Origin of the sequence: Halorubrum trueperi, assembly GCF_042662525.1 — an archaeon.
Lineage (GTDB): Archaea > Halobacteriota > Halobacteria > Halobacteriales > Haloferacaceae > Halorubrum > Halorubrum trueperi.
The window spans coordinates 1-2,976 of the sequence record NZ_JBHSXI010000014.1 but is presented as its reverse complement, the minus strand read 5'-3'; the positions used below and the strand labels follow the sequence as shown (position 1 = coordinate 2,976).

The 2,976-nt window shown below is 57.1% G+C and carries 2 protein-coding genes and 2 pseudogenes; 2 read left to right on the top strand and 2 right to left on the bottom strand.

Features of this window, described 5'->3' with window-relative positions:
* Together ACFQEY_RS13190 and ACFQEY_RS13185 are read left to right on the top strand one after the other, a co-directional pair.
* On the top strand, positions 1-415 hold a 415-nt coding region (locus tag ACFQEY_RS13190; protein ID WP_379769321.1), incomplete at its 5' end, for a hypothetical protein.
* Between the two features lie 44 nt (positions 416-459).
* Positions 460-1,140, top strand: a pseudogene (locus ACFQEY_RS13185) (ISH3 family transposase); the annotation flags it as partial.
* 207 nt (positions 1,141-1,347) lie between these two features.
* Here the strand turns inward: ACFQEY_RS13185 and ACFQEY_RS13180 are convergent.
* Both ACFQEY_RS13180 and ACFQEY_RS13175 read right to left on the bottom strand, forming a co-directional pair.
* A pseudogene (locus tag ACFQEY_RS13180) lies at positions 1,348-1,851 on the bottom strand (ISH3 family transposase); the annotation flags it as partial.
* On the bottom strand, positions 1,824-2,636 hold the full coding sequence (locus ACFQEY_RS13175; RefSeq protein ID WP_379769319.1) for an IS5 family transposase: 813 nt from the start codon (positions 2,634-2,636) through the stop codon (positions 1,824-1,826). The pseudogene ACFQEY_RS13180 and the gene ACFQEY_RS13175, both read right to left, overlap by 28 nt.
* Positions 2,637-2,976 lie beyond the last annotated feature (340 nt).

The following is a 2,976-nucleotide window of genomic DNA, read 5'->3' as shown; positions in this document are numbered from 1 at the left end:
CGCCGAACAGCTCCACATATCGCCGGACAGTATCTTTGTCAACCTGAATGCCGACTTGCTGAAGATGTCGTTCGACCTCGGTCGGCGACATCTTCGAGGCCAACTGCAAACAGAGGTTGACAATCGGCTTCCCGTACATACACTCATCGTAGAACAGTCTGGAGAGATCAGCAGAGAAGGTCTGTTGGCAGGTTTTACACCAGAACCGACGGTATTCGACAGTGATCTCCTCGAAGCCATCCTCGGTGATGAGGATGGCGAAGATTCGATCTGTCCGGTAGCCGTTCTTCCAAACCGTGGTTTCGCCGCAGTGAGGACAGGGCCGCGGGTCTCCGACCCGCTGGCCCTGAAACCCACGAAACCAGTTCTGAGACGCACGAACTATCGGTACTTCCCAACTGACGTAATCAGCTGAATTGAATCGCTGGATTGACCACGAGAAAGTGTCTGAGTTCGGATGTGTTCAACCTCCCAAACCCAGACAGGTACCTTTCGGCCTCGGATGTCAAAGACGTAGCGGAAGAAGTCATTGCTCCACTCCCCTTGCCGGGTGTCGAGGGGAGTCCCCTCGACCCCGGCGACATCTGGCTAGTCGTCATCCTCGCCTGTGTCAACCAGACCTCGATCTGGGAAACGTGCAAAGACACCGACGGAACACCCAGTGACGACACGACTTTCACGTGGCTTCACACCCTTGACCGTGACTGGCTTGAGTTCGTCGCGAACCTTCTGCTTGGACGCCTTGCCATGACGATTCTCGACCCTGACCGGTCGAGAATCGTCTCCATCGACTTCATCGACAACCCCTATCATGGCGAGCACTACATCGATGAGGGAGAACTCTGCTCGATGGCTCCTAAAGACGGGACGACCACTTGCCACCGCTATTGCACGGCCTACGTCGTCTCCAACGAGAAGCCGGTGACGTTGGCGATGACGTACGTCCGCAACGACGAAGACGAGGCCGACGCGGTCGAGCGCGTGCTCGCCCGCGTCGAGAACTACCCCTTCGAGATCGACCTTCTGCTTGCTGACAGCGGCTTCTACAACGAGCGCGTTATCCGCCGTGCTCGTGATATCGCCGCAACGGTCATCCATGTGCCCAAAAAGGGCAAGCGGATGAAAGACAAACTCGTTACTTCCCAAACGAGTCGAGAGAATGCTGTCTGAACGCCACTAAACAGTCACTTTCTGTATGATTAGACGGTCAGTCTCGGTTGCTACCATGGAGTAGATCGAGGCAGTTCCAAGATAACGCTCCGAACAGACCTGATCAACCAAATTTCGACGGTAGCTGCCGAAAGCTGCCGCTCACCACCCAACGGACAGGCCGTGGGCTGACCCCGGTCAGCCCGCGGCCGTTGCCTGTGACGCCGGCACGCCAACCCCGTTCGCTTCGATCTTCCACTGTCGGCGTAACTCCTCTTCGAGCTCGTGGCGAATCCAGTCACAGAACGTCTTGAACGTGAACTCCTCGGGCAGGTCGCGCCCGCCCCGCCGCGGGCGGGCGACGACCGCCCATCTCAGTACGAGCCACAGGTTCTCCAAGAGTGCTGCAACCAACATGATCGCAAACCGCACGACGGGATCACGTGTCGTCGTGATCCCGCGTGCTTGTCGCAGCAACCGGTAACTCGTTTCGATGCCTGAGCGCTTCCTGTAGAGGCGTTCGACCTGCTTCGCTGATCGATCAGTAACGCCGCAGGCAACGTAGCCACGAACAACCTCACCACTCTTGTCTCGATCACCTGCGTGATAGGAGACCGCGACCGCGAGCGGGAAGCGCAGTTCCCGCTCGCTGTCCTTGTACATGCGGTAGGTCGTCATGTACGATTTGTGGGTGTCGAGTTTATGCACTTCCGAGTCAGCTCCCGGAACTGGCCGTGCCAGCTCCGGGAGCGGAGCTTCTCGCCGTCGTCTTCCTTCAACTGCGAGAACCCCGTCTCACTCATCCAGCGTTGGTTGTAATCCTCGTTCATTCGGGCGTTGTGAGCCTTCTGCAACGGTGTTTGCTCTCTATGCTTGATCAGTGGTCGCGTTGAGTTGGAGCGACACTCCTCACGGAGTTCGCCCCACGAGTAGTTCGCGTCAGCAGACAATACACGCAGGTCTTCCGCGTTCCGGCGGAAGACCTGCATCCCGATGTGGCCATCCCACGCCTTCTGTGTCGTGAAATGAACGTCTTTGATTGCTAGGGAGTTCACGTCGATCAAGATCGTTGTCTTCATCGACTGGAACGAGTAATTCGCACGGTCACGGTAGTGATAGCTGGTCTGATCACGCTGGAAGCCACTTACATCGATTGCGGCTTCACCACTCCAGCCCGCCTGCTCCGCGCTTCGGCGGAGCAGGCGGCGGAGTTCACGCATCCGATACTCGTCTTCCCACCGGCAAAACGAACTGTAGTGTGGTGCCTCGTCAAGATCAAATACGGCGAGAATGCCGGGCATCTCGTTGAGGTAATCTTCAGTTTCACGAAGACTCTTCTCCAACTCAACGCGGAACAAAATCAACGCGATCTGTGTCCACTTGGCGTACCCGTCCGCGCCGTCCGGCGCGGCGGGTACGTCAGGGTCGTCTACGTGTTGTTTGGCAAGACTTCGACACATCACCGCTAGCCGTCTGAGCGATCCCATATCGCCAGACGGCGTCCAATTCCCGGTTAGCTTGACGGAATCTTCCTGTGAGAGCGTCTGAGACTCCAGTCAGCCAGCGGCAAAACAAGGCAACACCGTCTCAGCCGCCATTTTCGCTCGATAAAGTGTTAGACACTCAACGTTCAAAGCCGAGTTAAGCGAGAAACCGCGTAATAGCGGCGGCTTATCGAGGCATCTTTCGGAAGGAATGAGGAAGTCCAGTCTGTGCACGACAAGGACTCCTCATCTCGGATCATGCGTCGGCTCACTACACTGTTTCCCTCTGAGTTCCTCGAAGAGCACGCCGAGGAACTCGGCGTGGTCGAACGTGACCGCAAGC

Coding starts and splice junctions, on each gene's coding strand:
- ACFQEY_RS13175 (WP_379769319.1), bottom strand. CDS start 2,636: ATGGGATCGCTCAGACGGCTAGCGGTGATGTGTCGAAGTCTTGCCAAA.